We start from the raw sequence: 13,932 nt of genomic DNA, 5'->3' as shown, positions 1-13,932 counted from the left end.
CGACCCCGTGGCGCGCCGGTCAGGGCGCCACACTCCCTTAGGCGACGCCGTCCTGTCAGCGGGAAAGAGCGCCCCCACATCCAAAGCCCGGCAGGGCCTTGTCGCAACGCGGCTTCGGCCGCGTTTTTCTTTCCCGGTGGAACGATCCCTTGTGGGGGCGATTTCAATCGCTTAGGGCTGCGCAGCAGCCCCGGAAAGCCCAAATGGCAGGACTTCGGCCTGCATCGCGGATGAATTCGCCCCCACATTGCCTGCGCCTGATCGGCCCCTACCAAATCACGAGCGAATCTCCTCCGAAAGTACCATTCGACCCCTTCCGGGGCGGTGCTTAACTGGACTTGCCGGAATCCTCCGGCGCCATAACAAGAGGATTGCTCCATGTGGACTAAACCCGCCTTTACCGATCTGCGCATTGGTTTCGAAGTGACCCTGTACTTCGCCAACCGCTGATCCGCATCGCCCCGGCTCTGCCGGGGCCCCCGCCAGGGCAAATCCCATGCACATCCAGATTCTCGGCTCCGCCGCCGGCGGCGGTTTCCCCCAGTGGAACTGCAACTGCCGCAACTGCGCCGGCGTGCGCAGCGGCAAGCTCCGCGCCCAGCCGCGCACCCAGTCTTCCATCGCCCTCAGCGCCAACGGCGTCGACTGGGTGCTGTGCAACGCCTCGCCGGACATCCGCGCCCAGCTCGACGCCTTTGCGCCGCTGCAACCGGCCCGTCGGGTGCGCGACACCGGCATCAGGGCGATCATCCTGATGGACAGCCAAATCGACCACGTCACCGGCCTGTTGAGCCTGCGCGAAGGCTGCCCGCACCAGGTCTGGTGCACCGACATGGTCCACCAGGACCTCAGCAGCGGCTTCCCGCTGTTCCCCATGCTCCGGCACTGGAATGGCGGCCTGGACTGGCAGCCCATCGACCTTGCCAGCCCGGCCTTCGAAATCCCCGCCTGCGCCGGCCTGCGCTTTACCGCCATTCCCCTGCAGAGCAGTGCGCCGCCCTATTCGCCGCACCGGGGCAATCCGCATCCGGGCGACAACATCGGCCTGTTCATCGAGGACCTGGCCACCGGCGGCCGTCTGTTCTACGCCCCCGGCCTCGGCCAGGTGGATGACGCGCTGCTCGGCTGGATGCGCCGCGCCGACTGCCTGCTGGTGGATGGCACGCTCTGGCGCGACGACGAGATGCGCCACTGCGAGGTGGGCGACAAGCTCGGCAGCGAGATGGGCCACCTGCCGCAGAGCGGCCCGGGCGGGATGATCGAGGTGCTCGACCGCCTTGCCGGCCCGCGCAAGGTGCTCATCCACATCAACAACACCAACCCGATCCTCGACGTCGATTCCGCCGAGCGCGCCGAACTGGAGCGCCACGGTATCGAAGTGGCCTGGGACGGCATGAGTATCGAGCTCTGAATCATTTTCCGGTGCGCACGGCGCACCCTGCGAGGGATACCGGCATGAGCGAACGCGCCATGACCCCAGAGGAATTCGAACAGGCCCTGCGCGCCAAGGGAGCCTATTACCACATCCATCATCCGTACCACCGCGCCATGTACGAAGGCCGCGCGACCCGCGAACAGATCCAGGGCTGGGTGGCCAACCGTTTCTACTACCAAGTGTGCATCCCGCTGAAGGACGCCGCCATCCTCGCCAACTGCCCGGACCGCGACACCCGCCGCGAATGGATCCAGCGCATCCAGGACCATGACGGCGCTCCGGGTGAAGCCGGCGGCATCGAGGCTTGGCTGCGCCTGGCCGAGGCGGTGGGGCTGGAGCGAGAGCAGGTGCTGTCCCAGGAGCTGGTGCTGCCGGGGGTGCGCTTCGCGGTGGACGCCTACGTCAACTTCGCCCGCCGCGCCAGCTGGCAGGAGGCGGCGAGCAGCTCGCTGACCGAGCTGTTCGCCCCGCAAATCCACCAGTCGCGGCTGGACAGCTGGCCGCAGCATTACCCCTGGATCGATCCGAGCGGCTACGACTACTTCAGAAAACGCCTGAAGGAGGCGCGCCGCGATGTCGAGCACGGCCTGCGCATCACCCTCGCGCACTACCGCACCCGGGAGGCGCAGCAGCGCATGCTGGAAATCCTGCAATTCAAGCTGGACGTGCTGTGGAGCATGCTCGACGCCATGAGCATGGCCTACGAACTGGAGCGTCCGCCGTACCACAGCGTGACCCGCGAGCGGGTTTGGCACCGGGGGATTGCCCTATGAGCGATTTCGACCTCCAGCAGGTACCGCACCTGCGCCGTGGCTATCGGCTGCAATGGGAGCCGGCGCAGAACTGCCATGTGCTGCTGTATCCGGAAGGCATGGTGCGGTTGAACGATAGCGCCGGGGAAATCCTCCGGCTGGTGGACGGTGAGCGTTCGGTGGCACAGATCATCCACGATCTGCGCCGGCGCTTCCCCGACGTACCCGGTCTGGACGAAGACATCCTGGCCTTCATCGAGGTGGCCCATGCCCAGTTCTGGTTGCAACTCGAAGCCTGAAAACCAGCCGGGGCCGCCGTTCTGGCTGCTGGCCGAGCTGACCTACCGTTGCCCGCTGCAGTGCCCGTACTGCTCCAACCCGCTGGACTTCGCCCGGCAGGGCGAGGAACTGAACACGGCGCAGTGGGTCGAGGTGTTCCGCCAGGCCCGTGCGCTGGGCGCGGCGCAGCTGGGCTTTTCCGGCGGCGAACCGCTGGTGCGCCAGGATCTGGAGGAGCTGATCCGCGCCGCTCGCGAGCTGGGCTACTACACCAACCTGATCACCTCCGGCATCGGCCTCACCGAGGCGCGCATCAATGCCTTCAAGGACGCCGGGCTGGACCATATCCAGGTCAGCTTCCAGGCCGCCGACGAGGAGGTGAACAACCTCCTGGCCGGCTCGCGCAAGGCCTTCGCGCAGAAACTGGCGATGGCCCGCGCGGTGAAGGCGGCGGGCTACCCGATGGTGCTGAACTTCGTCACCCACCGGCACAACATCGACCAGATCGAGCGCATCATCGAGCTGTGCCTGGAGCTGGAGGCGGACTTCGTCGAGCTCGCCACCTGCCAGTTCTACGGCTGGGCCGAGCTGAACCGCGCCGGCCTGCTGCCGACCCGCGCCCAGCTGGAACGTGCCGAGCGCATCACCCACTCATACCGGGCGAAGCTGGCCGCGGAAAAGCACCCGTGCAAGCTGATCTTCGTCACCCCGGACTACTACGAGGAACGCCCCAAGGCCTGCATGAACGGCTGGGGCAGCCTGTTCCTCGACATCACCCCGGACGGCACCGCGTTGCCCTGTCATAGCGCGCGCCAGCTGCCGGTGCGCTTCCCCAACGTCAAGGAGCACGACCTCAGGCACATCTGGTACGAATCCTTCGGCTTCAACCGCTTCCGTGGCTACGACTGGATGCCCGAACCCTGCCGCTCCTGCGACGAGAAGGAGAAGGACTTCGGCGGCTGCCGCTGCCAGGCCTTCCTGCTCACCGGCGATGCCAGCAACGCCGACCCGGTGTGCGCCAAGTCGGCCCATCACGGCAAAATACTGGCGGCGCGGGAGGAGGCGGACCATGCTGCTGGAACCCTGGAGCAGCTGACCTACCGCAATGAGCGAACCTCAAAAATCATTTGCCGCGCCTGAAATCCGTCCCTTCGGCTTCTGGGACAGCCCCTGGAGCGCGGAATGCGCCGTCGCCGCCAGCCGCGATTTCGCCGAGCTGCGCTGCGGTCCGGAGGGGCTGTTCTGGACGCTGTTCGACCCCGCCGACGGCCGTACCACCCTCTGGCGCTGGCAGGCGGGGGAGGCGAGCTGCCTGACGCCGGATGGCTACTCCCTGCGCAGCCGGGTTTATGAATATGGCGGCGGTGCCTTCTGCCTGGCGCCGGGCGCAGTGGCGTTCGTCAATGAGGCCGACCAGCAGCTCTACCTCCAGCCTCTTGCCGGGGCTCCGGCGGTCCTGACGCGTAATCCCGATGCCCGCTATGGCGATCTCTGGAGCGCCGGGCCGCATGTGCTGGCGGTGGAGGAAGAGCAGGGCACCCACCGTCTTGTGGCGATCGCCCTTACCGATGGCGCGCGCCAGGTGCTGGTGGAGGGCGCCGATTTCTATGCTGCGCCGCGTCTGGCCCCGGATGGCCGGACCCTGGCCTGGATCGAGTGGAGCCGACCCGCGCTGCCCTGGACGGAAACGCGGCTCTGCCTGCGTCGGCGCGACGGGGATGCCTGGGGACCGGCCAGCATCATCGCCGGAGCGGAGGGCGGCGAGTCCCTGCAACAGCCGCGCTTCGATGCCGATGGGCGCCTGCATTGCCTGAGCGATCGCAATGGCTGGTGGCAGCCCTGGGCGCTGGAGGGCGAACAGCTGCGCCCGTTGCCGGCCGCCCACGCCGATCACGCCCCGGCCCCCTGGCAACTGGGCCTGTGCAGCTACCTGCCCGAGGCGGGGCTGCGGAGTTGGCTGGCCGCAGACCGGAGCGACCTGGTCGGCGCCGACTGCCAGTTGCTGGCGACCGGCTACAGCCGCTTCCGCCAGTTGGCTGCGGACGAGGGGCATTACTACTGCATCGCCGCCGGGCCGGACAGCGCCAGCGCCGTGCTGGCCATCGACCGCAAGGACGCCAGCCTGCAGGTGTTGGCAGGCGGCGGCAGCGAACTGCCCGCCGAAGAGATTTCCCGGCCCCGGCCCGTGCAATTCGCCGTGGGCAATGGGGAGTGCGCGTACGGTTTCTTCTATCCGCCCTGCAATACGGCCTTTCGCGGCCCGGAAGACCAGCTTCCGCCGCTGCTGGTGTTCTGCCACGGTGGCCCGACTTCCGCCTGCCAGCCCGTGTTCGACCCGCGCATCCAGTTCTGGACCCAGCGTGGTTTCGCCGTGGCCGATCTGGATTACAGGGGCAGCAGTGGTTATGGCCGCGCCTACCGGCAGCGCCTGGCCGGCGGCTGGGGCGAACTGGACGTGGAAGACGCCACGGCACTGCTGATGCACCTCGCCGGCCTGGGCTGGGTGGACCCTGAGCGGGCCTTCATTCGTGGCTCCAGCGCCGGCGGGTTCACGACATTGCTGGCCTTGGTGGGGGATACGCCCTTCCGCGGTGGCGCCAGTTACTACGGGGTCAGCGCACCTCTGGCGCTGCGGGAAAAGACCCACAAGTTCGAGGCCGACTACCTGGACTGGCTGATCGGCGACCCGGTACGGGATATCGCGCGCTACCGGCAGCGTACCCCGGTGTTGCGGGCGCGGGAGATCGGTGCGCCGGTGATCTTCTTCCAGGGCGGCCAGGATGCGGTGGTGGTGCTGGAACAGACCGCCAGCATGGTGGCGGCATTGAAGGAAGCGGGCCGGCGGGTGGAATGCCATGTCTACCCGGAGGAGCGCCACGGCTTCCGCCAGGCCGCCAACCTGGCCCATGCGCTGGAGGCGGAGCTGGCGTTCTATCGGGGACTGCTGTAGGGAGCGCGGTGGCTTTCCCTGTGGGGGCGAATTCATTCGCAAAGGGCAGCGCAGCGGCCCCCCGAATGATCGAGGGGCGAACCTGCGGTCCGCTCAGCGATTGAAATCGCCCCCACAAAGGCAAGGAATGAACGAAGCGGAGCCTGGGAAATCTCCCAAGGTCTGATTGAAAAGGCCCGTGAATCCAGTAGGCTGGGGCCTACTCACCGCATAACTACAAGAAAGAGTTGCTTGATGCGTCACGATATCAGCTCACTTCGCAAGTTCGTTTCTCCCGAGATCATTTTCGGTGCTGGATGCCGGCACAATGTCGGCAACTACGCCAGCACCTTTGGCGCGCGCAAGGTGCTGGTGGTGTCCGACCCCGGTGTGCAGGCCGCCGGCTGGGTCGGCGACATCGAGGCCAGCCTGCAGGCCCAGGGCATCGACTATTGCCTGTACACCCAGGTATCGCCCAACCCGCGCGTGGAAGAGGTGATGCAGGGGGCCGACTTCTACCGCAGCATGGGCTGCAACGTGATCGTCGCCGTGGGGGGCGGCAGCCCGATGGATTGCGCCAAAGGCATCGGCATCGTGGCTGCCCATGGCCGCAGCATTCTCGAATTCGAGGGCGTGGACACCCTCACGGTGCCCAGCCCGCCGCTGATCCTGATCCCGACCACCGCCGGTACGTCGGCGGATGTCTCGCAGTTCGTGATCATCTCCAACCAGCAGGAACGGATGAAGTTCTCCATCGTCAGCAAGGCGGTGGTGCCGGATGTGTCGCTGATCGACCCGGAAACCACCCTGAGCATGGACCCGTTCCTCTCCGCCTGTACCGGCATCGACGCCCTGGTTCATGCCATCGAGGCATTCGTGTCCACCGGCCACGGTCCGCTGACCGACCCTCATGCGCTGGAGGCCATGCGCCTGATCAACGGCAACCTGGTGGGGATGATCGCCAACCCGCAGGACATCGCCCTGCGCGAGAAGATCATGCTCGGCAGCATGCAGGCAGGCCTGGCCTTCTCCAACGCCATCCTCGGCGCGGTGCATGCCATGTCCCACAGCCTGGGCGGTTTCCTCGACCTGCCGCACGGCCTGTGCAACGCGGTGCTGGTGGAGCATGTGGTGGCGTTCAACTACAGCGCCGCGCCGGAGCGCTTCAAGGTGATCGCCGAAACCATGGGCATCGACTGCCGCGGCCTGACCCAGAACCAGGTGCGCCAGCGCCTGGTGGAGCACCTGGTGACCCTGAAACATGCGGTGGGCTTCCACGAAACCCTGCGTCTGCACGGCGTCGGCACTTCGGACATTCCGTTCCTGTCGCGTCATGCCATGGACGATCCCTGCATCCTCACCAACCCGCGCGAGTCCAGCCAGCGGGATGTCGAGGTGGTATATGCCGAGGCCCTCTGACCACCAGCGAGACGCCCTGACCGGGTTGCTCGGCCTAGGCAGCCACTCGGTGCGCAAGAGCCACTACCCCGAATTGCTGGCACGCCTGGAGGAGCTGGAAACCGAGCGCAACCGCTACAAGTGGCTGTTCGAGCACGCCGTGCACGGCATCTTCCAGGCCAGCCTGCAGGACGGCCTGCGCGCAGCGAATCCGGCCCTGGCCTGGATGCTCGGCTACGACTCGCCGCAGGATTGCCTGCGCTGCCTTTCCGACCTTGGCAGCGGCCTGTTCGCCGGCGGCGCCGCCGAATTGGTGGAGATCCGCCGCGCCCTGCAACGGGAAGGAGGGCTGTTCGGCTACGAGACGCGCCTCCTGCGCAAGGACGGCAGCCATGTGGACGTGCTGATGAACCTGCTGCTCAAGCCCGACGAGGAAGGGCTGGTGGAAGGCTTCGTCGCCGACATCACCGAGCGCATCCTCGCCCAGCAACGCCTGCAGACCTTGAATGACGAACTGGAGCAGCGCGTACAGGAACGTACCCGCGAGCTCCAGGGCCTGAACGAACAACTGCGCGAAGCGCGGGATGCGGCCGAGGCGGCGAACCTCAGCAAGGACAAGTACCTGGCCGCCGCCAGCCACGACCTGCTGCAACCCTTGAACGCCGCGCGGCTGCTGGTTTCCACCCTGCGTGAACGCGCGCTGCCCGCCGCCGAACGGCAACTGGTGGAACGCACTCACCAGGCCCTGGAAGGCGCCGAAGACCTGCTCACCGACCTCCTGGATATCTCCAAGCTGGACCAGAGCGCGATCAAGCCGGACCTGGATGTCTACCACCTGGACGAAGTGCTCGGTCCGCTGGCCTCGGAGTTCCAGAGCGTCGCCGGGGCGGCCGGCCTGGGCTTGCGCGTGCGCATTCCGCGCCTGTGCATCAGCACCGACTTGCGCCTGCTCACGCGCATCCTGCGCAACTTCCTCAGCAATGCCTGCCGCTATACCGAGCGGGGCCGCATCCTGCTCGGGGCGCGGCGCCGGGGTGACCGGCTGCGACTGGAAGTGTGGGACAGCGGGCGGGGCATTCCGGCGGATCAGCTGGAAGCGATCTTCCTCGAATTCAATCAGCTGGACGTGGGCCGCGCCGCCGAGCGCAAGGGCGTCGGCCTGGGCCTGGCCATCGTCGACCGCATAGCCAGCATGCTGGATTATCGCGTGGAGGTGCGTTCGCAGGTGGGCCGGGGTTCGGTGTTCAGCATCGAGGTGCCCCTGGTACGGCAACAACCGCAGGTACGGCCGAATCTGGAACCGCGTCCGGTGACCGGCGACCCCTTGCCCGGCCGGCGCCTGCTGGTGGTGGACAACGAACCGGGCATCCTGGAAAGCATGTCGGCGCTGCTCGGCCAGTGGGGTTGCGAGGTGCTGACCGCCCCTGACCTCGCCACTGCCCGGGAGGTGCTGGAAGGGCGGGCGCCGGACCTGATCCTGGTGGACTACCACCTCGACCACGGCAGGGTCGGTTGCGAGGTGATCCAGGACCTGCGCCAGCGCTTCGCCAGTGAAGTCCCCGCCGTGATCATCACCGCCGACCGCAGCGACCAGTGCCGTCGCAGGCTGCAGGAGCTCGGCGTGCCGCTGCTCAATAAACCGGTCAAACCCGGCAAGCTGAGAGCGGTGATCAGCCAGCTGATCGGACAGGCCAGCGGCTGATCGCGGGCCTCCCGCTGAAGCAAGCTGGCTTCATTCGCAGCCTCATCAACAAAGCAAAGTCAGCCCTGATACCGCCTGGCGATCAGCTGATCGAGGGACAGCACCCCCGGGCCCTGGCTGACCAGCAGCAACAGGCTGGCGGCCCAGACGCCGTGGGTGGGGTAGGCGTCGGGGTAGACGAGGGTCTGGATCACCAGGGTCATGCCCAGCAGGGCCAGTGCCGAGAAGCGGGTGGCGAGGCCGATGAGGATCAGCAGCGGGAAGAAATGCTCGGCGAAGGCCGCCGCATGGGCGGCCAGTTCAGGCGAGAGGAAGGGTAGCTTGTATTCCTCGGTGAACAGCGGAATGGCCGAGGCCGACAGGTGCGGGATGCCCAGCTGGAAGGTGCCGTCCACCAGGTCGATGGCCAGGCCTTCCACCTTGGTCTGGCCGGATTTCCAGAAGATCGCGGCAATGGAAAAGCGCGCGACGAAGGCCACCAGGCTGTAAGGGACCCGCTTGCACAGCTCGACGGCCTGGGACACCAGTTTCATCGGCAAATGGCTGTAGTGGATCTGGAGGGTGGCGTTCATGGCATCTGACTCCCGTTGTGGGGGGTGAACCGCGTGATCGCGCCAGCAGCCAGCAGGCGCGCGAGGGTAGGTCCTGGGTCGAAGCCGGCGTCGATGGCCAGCGCGGCACCCACGGCGGCTGCCAGTGGATGGCCGGCCATCAGGGCCTGGATGAAAGCTGCTGTGCCGCTGCCGATGCGGCTGACTTCCACCTCCAGGCCATTGCGCAGTACCAGCGCGCATTCGGCCTGGTCGGGATTCACCTCGGCCAGGTCCAGCAGCCCCTGGTGGGCGGCCCAGAGAGAAGCGATGGCGTAGTCGGAGCACAGCACCGCCACCGAGGGATGCAGGCAGAGCTGCATGCCGGGCAGGCACTCCGGGTCGGAGAGCACGGCGGCCAGGCGGGCCGTGTCCACCGCCGGCAGGTCGGCTGCGTGGTAGGCGTGCACCTGCGCCAGTTCCAGCCGCGCTACGTCCGCCAGATAGGGCAGGCTGGAGGCCGGCGGGAAGGCACCGATGAAGGCGGGGAAGTCCTCACCATAGAACGCCAGCAGCGGCGAGCGGGGCGGCGTCGCCTGCACGTGCAGGCGCGCCATGCCGGTGAAGCATTCATCGCCCACCAGTTGCCGAACCACCGGGAAGGTGTCGGCCAGGGCGCTGATCAGCGAAGCCAGCACGTTGTTGCGGTACACCGCGAAGCGTTGCGCCGGGTCGGAGCCGTTCCAGGCGCGCAGGCCGGGCGGGCAGGGCTGTTCGGGGTCGAGCAGGGCATGGGCGAAGGTGTCGGCGTTCATGCGGCCTGCTCCTGGCGCAAGCGCCGTTCGGCCTGTTGCGCTTCTTGCACCAGCATGGCCAGCGCGGGAATGTCGTTGTCGCGCTCGATCAGCGTGGGCAGCGGGCCGAGGCGGGCGATCATCTGGTCGTAGAGGTGCCAGACGGCAGCGTCCACCGCGCAGCCGTGCTGGTCGATCAGCAGGCGCGCGCCGGCCGCATCGCGGTCTTCGGCAAAACCCGCCAGGTGAATCTCGCCCACCGCGTGCAGCGGCAGGGCATCGAGGTAGGCGCGGACATCGCGATTGTGGTTGGTGCAGGACACATAGGCGTTGTTCAGGTCCAGCAGCAGGCCGCAGCCGGTGCGCTTGATCACCTCGGCAATGAACTCGGCCTCGTCCAGGCTGGAGCTGTCGAACTCCAGGTAGGTGGCCGGGTTTTCCAGCAGCATTGGCCGCTGCAGATGGTCCTGCACCTGGTCGATGTGCCGACAGACCCGCTCCAGGCTGGCCCGGTCATAGGCGAGCGGCAGCAGGTCGTTGAGAAAGAAGTCGCCATGGGTGGACCAGGCCAGGTGCTCGGAGAACGACTCCGGCTGGTAGCGCCCGAGCAGCCTGGCGAGGCGGTCCAGGTGGGCCTTGTCCAGTGGCTGGTCGGCGCCGATGGACAGGCCGACGCCGTGGATGGACAGCGGGTAGTCCTGGCGGATCTGGCCCAGGTAGTGGTGGAAGGGCCCGCCATCGACCATGTAGTTCTCGGCGTGGACTTCGAAGAAGCCGAGGTCGGGACGGACATCGAGCACGTCCCGGTGATGCCGGGACTTGAGCCCGATGCCGGCCCGGGCCGGCAGTTGGCCGGCAGGAGCGTGGGGCAGGGGGGAGGGGGTCATGGCGTGCGCTCCTGCCGGGGGTGGTCAGCTCTTCTTCTCTTCCTTGAAGGCCTGGAGCTGGCCGTTGCCGGTGGGCGAAGTGGGGGAAGCGGTCTTCTCGCAGGTGCCTTTCGGAACGTATTTCCAGGAGTTGCCCTGGTAGTCCATCTTCGCGGTCCCCGCGCAGGAAGTGCCGGCGCCGGCGGCGCAGTCGTTCTTGCCTTTCATGGCGACGCCGAAGCACTTCTCGTTGTCGGCAGCCTGTGCGCCCACAGGGGCCATGGCCAGGCCGATGGCAGTGCTCAGGGCAAGGGCGAGACCGGTTGCGGATACGACACTGGCAGTCGGGATTTTCATGATTGTTCTCTCCGTTTCTGGTGGGTCGAAGAACGGGCTGGTTGCCCAGAGGTGGCGATCCATACCGCTGGATGCATCGCCTTCGAAACAGGAGACAAGGCTGCCCGCATGGCGTTACAGGGTGGCGAGAAAATTCTGTGCCTGTGGGAGGGAATTCATTCGCGATTGAAATCTCCCACAGGCAAATCGTAGGCCGGATGAAGTCCGGGACGGCGGAGGGACTTTCCCCGGATTTCATTGGGCTACGGAACTGGCCCGGCAATGCAGCCGCTCTTCACCCCGGCGCGGCGGCCGGGGTGAAGGGCGCGTCAGCTTGCCTGGTTCAAGCTGCGATTATCCCGGTAGGCCGTTTCCACCATGCGCCGGTCCAGGTGGTTGATGGTGGTGATGATGCGTTCGGCATCGCACAGGGCCGGGGCCATTGCCCAACGTTTGGTGGCGCCGTTACCGATGCGCAACATGCCGGTGTGGTTGCCCAGGTTGGCATCGACCTCCGGTACCGGATCGTAGAAACCTAGCGCGTAGCGCAGTCTTCGGATGTCGGGCGATGTGCCGGTGAGAAACGTCCAGCCGGGCCTTACGCCGTATCGTTCCGCGTAGGCCTTGAGCGCTTCCGGTGTATCCAGTTCCGGTTGCAGGGTGATGGAGTAGAGGAACACATCACGGCCAAGGCGGTCGCCCAGCAGCGTCTGCAGCCGGCGGAGGGTGGCGGTAGTGGTCGGGCAGATGCCTGTGCACTGCAGGTACATCATGTTGATCGCTACCACTTTGTCGCGCACAAGGTCGTCCTGGAAAAGCACCTTGCGCCCGTCATGTGTTTGCAGCGGGACGTTCGGCAATTGCGCGTCGTAAGCCTGTCTGTTGGCCGGCACTGAAGCGCGATCGAAAGCGTATCCCAGTACGCCACCCAGGGAGAGCGCTCCCAGGCCGGCGAGAATCGTGCGTCGCGTGTTCATGAGCTTCCTCCCCCGGAAGTCGGACTGGACCGCGAAAGTCCGATGGCACTAACCGGAGGTGGACCGCTGGTATCCGGCTCGATATCCCACCGGCCCATCATGGCGTGGTCTTCGTGGATCAGGTTGTGGCAGTGGATGACGTACTTGCCGAGGAAGTCGCGGAAACGCAGGAACACCCTGACGGTCATGTCCTCCCCGATCACGTAGACGTCCTTGCGACCCTGCTCGTGGGGCGGGATCGGCACGCCGCGGCCAAGCACCGTGCGGCTGATGATGCGGCCTTCCTCGAAGTGGATGTGTATGGGGTGATCCCAACCGTCCTCGGGGTTCACCAGTTCCCAGATTTCCGCGCTGCCCTGGCGGATTCGAGCGTCGGCGCGATTCGGGTCGAAGAAGCGCTCGTTGAGCGTCCAGAGCCCTTTGTCGCGATCGAAGACCCAGCTCCTCACCGGTGCGGCAGCGAGTTCTTCAGGTGTCAGCGGGCGTAGCTCGCGAAGCCTGTCGGGTACCTGGCTGACGTCGGCTTCCGGAGGATTCCGATCGACGATGAGTTTGAGTACGCGCACGCCGGGCTCACGTACATCCTTGGGTTGGCGGGTGTCCTCCGGCCTGTGGGTCAGCCGATTGACCAGATACAGCTCGGTGCCGAGGGGATAGCCGGAGAAGTCCACCACTATGTCGCCGCGTTCAGCGATGCCCAGCCGCACCCGGTCCTGGTCGCGCAAGGGGGCTGGCAGCAGGTTGCCGTCGTTGGCGATGTAGGTGAAGCGCTGCTTCCGATTGCGGCTGTCTACCAGGTAGAACTCGTAGAACCGACTCGGGCCGCCGTTCAGCATGCGGAACCGGTACTTGCGGGCAGCGACCCGCAGCACCGGCTCGATGATGCCGTTGACCGTCACCTTGTCCCCCAGTACGCCTTCCGGGTTGGTCTGATCCCAGAACAGTGTGCCGTCAGGGGCGAAGCGCTTGTCGCTGAAGGCTAGGGGGTAGTCGTAAGGATGGCTTGGCAGGCGCAAGGCAGCGGGGTTGGGATCATGCTCGTCGCCTGAGTCGATATCGTCGAATAGCAGGAAGAAGCCCAACAGGCCCTTGTAGAGGTTCGGTGCGGTGAAATCCATCGTGTGGTCGTGGTAGAAGAGCGTGCCCAGTGCTTCTCGTGGGTCGCCTATGCCGTTCTGGAACTCATCGAACCCCGCGTAGATGTTGCCGTACAGGTGGTCGAGGAATTCACCGGGACTCGCCAGCGTTGGCCCGGCCTTGGTCGCGCTGTAGAAATCCCCGGGGAAACCATCGCTCTCGGAGCCTGTATGAGCGTTGTGCAGGTGTGTCGAGATCTCCGGAGTGCCGAACCCCTGGTGGTCCGCCGGGAGCTGGTTATGGATGCGCACGACGATCGGCTGGCCGTATCGCGCGAACAGCACAGGGCCTGGTGTCGTCGCTTGCGCGCCATTGCCCTGGAATCCCCATATGGGTTGCCGCGGGTAGGCCTCATTGAACAGCCACTGGGTGTTTTCCCGCGCGGTCAGCTCGTAGGTGAGTGCGAAAGGCAGCTCGTTCCAGCGCTGGTGTGGGGCTCGTCCTGCCTCACCTGCCGCGATGTTGGCCTGTTCGGTGGGCGCTGGGGCGAGGACCACCGGTTCGAGCGGCGTTATCTGCGGCGCAAGCTCCAGCGTCCAGGGGATAGTGGGTGGGCTGGGCGGGATGACCGGGCGGAGGTCCTCGTCGTCGTCCTCGTCCTTGCCGGACGCGCGCTTCGAGGGGGCCATCAGCGGCGCGGCAAATGCCATCGTGGTGAGTTTGAGGAAGGTTCTGCGGCTTGCTGTGCCGCGAACCGGATGCGGTGCTCGCAACGTGCTGCTCATGGCGCCTCCCTTCCCCCGGTTGAGTCTTTGTGGTTCAGGGGGCTGGCGACGTTTTTCGTGCTCCGTGGCCGC

Annotated in this window: 14 protein-coding genes; 8 read left to right on the top strand and 6 right to left on the bottom strand. The window is 66.3% G+C overall.

Annotation, left to right across the window (positions count from 1 at the left end; all coding sequences use genetic code 11):
* The first annotated feature begins 378 nt into the window (after nt 1-378).
* The 8 genes from pqqA to ACFW0B_RS20290 all read left to right on the top strand — a co-directional run bounded on the left by pqqA (nt 379) and on the right by ACFW0B_RS20290 (nt 8,495).
* Nucleotides 379-450, top strand: coding sequence for a pyrroloquinoline quinone precursor peptide PqqA (gene pqqA / locus ACFW0B_RS20325; protein WP_072432761.1), 72 nt, complete (start codon nt 379-381; stop codon nt 448-450).
* A gap of 46 nt (nt 451-496) precedes the next feature.
* Nucleotides 497-1,411 carry a pyrroloquinoline quinone biosynthesis protein PqqB gene (pqqB, locus tag ACFW0B_RS20320; RefSeq protein WP_449150794.1) on the top strand — a complete coding sequence of 305 codons (915 nt, stop codon included), beginning with the start codon at nt 497-499 and terminating at the stop codon, nt 1,409-1,411.
* 44 nt (nt 1,412-1,455) lie between these two features.
* Nucleotides 1,456-2,208, top strand: coding sequence for a pyrroloquinoline-quinone synthase PqqC (gene pqqC, locus ACFW0B_RS20315; protein ID WP_449150793.1), 753 nt, complete (start codon nt 1,456-1,458; stop codon nt 2,206-2,208).
* Entirely contained in the window at nt 2,205-2,486 is a 282-nt protein-coding gene (gene pqqD, locus ACFW0B_RS20310; protein WP_449150792.1) for a pyrroloquinoline quinone biosynthesis peptide chaperone PqqD, read from the top strand. The genes pqqC and pqqD overlap by 4 nt, the downstream gene beginning before the upstream one ends.
* Nucleotides 2,455-3,606, top strand: a complete 1,152-nt coding sequence (gene pqqE, locus ACFW0B_RS20305; protein WP_449150791.1) for a pyrroloquinoline quinone biosynthesis protein PqqE — start codon at nt 2,455-2,457, stop codon at nt 3,604-3,606. The genes pqqD and pqqE overlap by 32 nt, the downstream gene beginning before the upstream one ends.
* The gene (locus ACFW0B_RS20300; protein WP_449150790.1) at nt 3,572-5,416 is read left to right on the top strand and encodes a S9 family peptidase; all 1,845 of its coding nucleotides are present in this window, start codon (nt 3,572-3,574) and stop codon (nt 5,414-5,416) included. The genes pqqE and ACFW0B_RS20300 overlap by 35 nt, the downstream gene beginning before the upstream one ends.
* Before the next feature lie 234 nt (nt 5,417-5,650).
* Nucleotides 5,651-6,814, top strand: coding sequence for an alcohol dehydrogenase-like regulatory protein ErcA (gene ercA, locus ACFW0B_RS20295; RefSeq protein WP_449150789.1), 1,164 nt, complete (start codon nt 5,651-5,653; stop codon nt 6,812-6,814).
* On the top strand, nt 6,798-8,495 hold the full coding sequence (locus ACFW0B_RS20290) for an ATP-binding response regulator (RefSeq protein WP_449150788.1): 1,698 nt from the start codon (nt 6,798-6,800) through the stop codon (nt 8,493-8,495). The genes ercA and ACFW0B_RS20290 overlap by 17 nt, the downstream gene beginning before the upstream one ends.
* A 59-nt stretch (nt 8,496-8,554) precedes the next feature.
* Here the strand turns inward: ACFW0B_RS20290 and ACFW0B_RS20285 are convergent, their stop codons facing one another.
* From ACFW0B_RS20285 to ACFW0B_RS20260, 6 genes are all read right to left on the bottom strand, one after another.
* Nucleotides 8,555-9,028: a DoxX family protein gene (locus ACFW0B_RS20285; protein WP_449150808.1), complete on the bottom strand. Its 474-nt coding sequence runs from the start codon at nt 9,026-9,028 to the stop codon at nt 8,555-8,557.
* A 35-nt stretch (nt 9,029-9,063) separates the two neighbouring features.
* A complete protein-coding gene (locus ACFW0B_RS20280) occupies nt 9,064-9,840 on the bottom strand; it encodes an HvfC/BufC N-terminal domain-containing protein (RefSeq protein WP_449150787.1) in 777 nt (258 codons plus the stop codon).
* The gene (gene bufB, locus ACFW0B_RS20275; RefSeq protein WP_449150786.1) at nt 9,837-10,706 is read right to left on the bottom strand and encodes an MNIO family bufferin maturase; all 870 of its coding nucleotides are present in this window, start codon (nt 10,704-10,706) and stop codon (nt 9,837-9,839) included. The genes ACFW0B_RS20280 and bufB overlap by 4 nt, the downstream gene beginning before the upstream one ends.
* A 24-nt stretch (nt 10,707-10,730) precedes the next feature.
* On the bottom strand, nt 10,731-11,042 hold the full coding sequence (locus ACFW0B_RS20270) for a BufA1 family periplasmic bufferin-type metallophore (RefSeq protein WP_449150785.1): 312 nt from the start codon (nt 11,040-11,042) through the stop codon (nt 10,731-10,733).
* Nucleotides 11,043-11,350: 308 nt separating this feature from the next.
* The gene (locus ACFW0B_RS20265; protein WP_449150784.1) at nt 11,351-11,998 is read right to left on the bottom strand and encodes an SCO family protein; all 648 of its coding nucleotides are present in this window, start codon (nt 11,996-11,998) and stop codon (nt 11,351-11,353) included.
* Nucleotides 11,995-13,860 carry a multicopper oxidase family protein gene (locus ACFW0B_RS20260; RefSeq protein WP_449150783.1) on the bottom strand — a complete coding sequence of 622 codons (1,866 nt, stop codon included), beginning with the start codon at nt 13,858-13,860 and terminating at the stop codon, nt 11,995-11,997. Before ACFW0B_RS20260 ends, ACFW0B_RS20265 begins: the two co-directional genes overlap by 4 nt.
* Nucleotides 13,861-13,932 lie beyond the last annotated feature (72 nt).

It is taken from the genome of Metapseudomonas phytobenefica (assembly GCF_043392685.1).
In the GTDB taxonomy this organism is placed as follows: domain Bacteria; phylum Pseudomonadota; class Gammaproteobacteria; order Pseudomonadales; family Pseudomonadaceae; genus Metapseudomonas.
This window is presented reverse-complemented; position numbering and strand designations above follow the sequence as displayed.

Bases quoted from the DNA above. Each gene is read 5' to 3' on its own strand.
- ACFW0B_RS20300 (WP_449150790.1), top strand. From the start codon at position 3,572: ATGAGCGAACCTCAAAAATCATTTGCCGCGCCTGAAATCCGTCCCTTC.
- ACFW0B_RS20285 (WP_449150808.1), bottom strand. From the start codon at position 9,028: ATGAAACTGGTGTCCCAGGCCGTCGAGCTGTGCAAGCGGGTCCCTTAC.
- ACFW0B_RS20280 (WP_449150787.1), bottom strand. From the start codon at position 9,840: ATGAACGCCGACACCTTCGCCCATGCCCTGCTCGACCCCGAACAGCCC.
- ercA (WP_449150789.1), top strand. From the start codon at position 5,651: ATGCGTCACGATATCAGCTCACTTCGCAAGTTCGTTTCTCCCGAGATC.
- ACFW0B_RS20260 (WP_449150783.1), bottom strand. From the start codon at position 13,860: ATGAGCAGCACGTTGCGAGCACCGCATCCGGTTCGCGGCACAGCAAGC.
- ACFW0B_RS20290 (WP_449150788.1), top strand. From the start codon at position 6,798: ATGCCGAGGCCCTCTGACCACCAGCGAGACGCCCTGACCGGGTTGCTC.
- pqqB (WP_449150794.1), top strand. From the start codon at position 497: ATGCACATCCAGATTCTCGGCTCCGCCGCCGGCGGCGGTTTCCCCCAG.
- pqqD (WP_449150792.1), top strand. From the start codon at position 2,205: ATGAGCGATTTCGACCTCCAGCAGGTACCGCACCTGCGCCGTGGCTAT.
- ACFW0B_RS20265 (WP_449150784.1), bottom strand. From the start codon at position 11,998: ATGAACACGCGACGCACGATTCTCGCCGGCCTGGGAGCGCTCTCCCTG.
- ACFW0B_RS20270 (WP_449150785.1), bottom strand. From the start codon at position 11,042: ATGAAAATCCCGACTGCCAGTGTCGTATCCGCAACCGGTCTCGCCCTT.
- bufB (WP_449150786.1), bottom strand. From the start codon at position 10,706: ATGACCCCCTCCCCCCTGCCCCACGCTCCTGCCGGCCAACTGCCGGCC.
- pqqC (WP_449150793.1), top strand. From the start codon at position 1,456: ATGAGCGAACGCGCCATGACCCCAGAGGAATTCGAACAGGCCCTGCGC.
- pqqE (WP_449150791.1), top strand. From the start codon at position 2,455: ATGCCCAGTTCTGGTTGCAACTCGAAGCCTGAAAACCAGCCGGGGCCG.